This window comes from Lysinibacillus sp. VIII_CA, from assembly GCF_049943995.1.
Taxonomy (GTDB): domain Bacteria; phylum Bacillota; class Bacilli; order Bacillales_A; family Planococcaceae; genus Lysinibacillus; species Lysinibacillus pinottii.
This window is the reverse complement of record NZ_JBNFXM010000096.1, coordinates 1-334: the sequence shown is the minus strand read 5'-3', so window position 1 is coordinate 334 and position 334 is coordinate 1. Positions and strand designations below refer to the sequence as shown.

At 41.6% G+C, this 334-nt stretch carries 1 protein-coding gene; it reads left to right on the top strand.

Annotated features, from left to right (window positions below; genetic code table 11):
* Positions 1-334, top strand: a 334-nt coding sequence (locus tag ACP3VS_RS24375) for a hypothetical protein (protein WP_426390308.1), incomplete at both ends; no start/stop codon positions are given.

Here is a 334-nt window from a genome sequence, read left to right as displayed (position 1 = left end):
GAAAAGGTACTACCAGTGGTGAAAAAAGCTGCGCAAGCAACCAAGAAACCAACGAATAGTTCAAGTACAAAGGCAAAAACTGCGTCAGTGGATAAAAACAGGATAACAAGTGAAGCCGAACTAAAAGCCCTATTAGATGAGCACAGAAAAACGAGAGTGATCGGCAGTGATGGTGAACCAATCACAACACTTGCAGATAAACGCAAGGTCTTAAGTGCAGAATCAACTGTCACTCCAGATGGCCTATATCCTTATGTGATGCTAGGCTCCAAAATGTCATATGCTCTGTTTATTGAGGATTATCTCAAAGTGTCTGATGCAAATGCGCCAATTA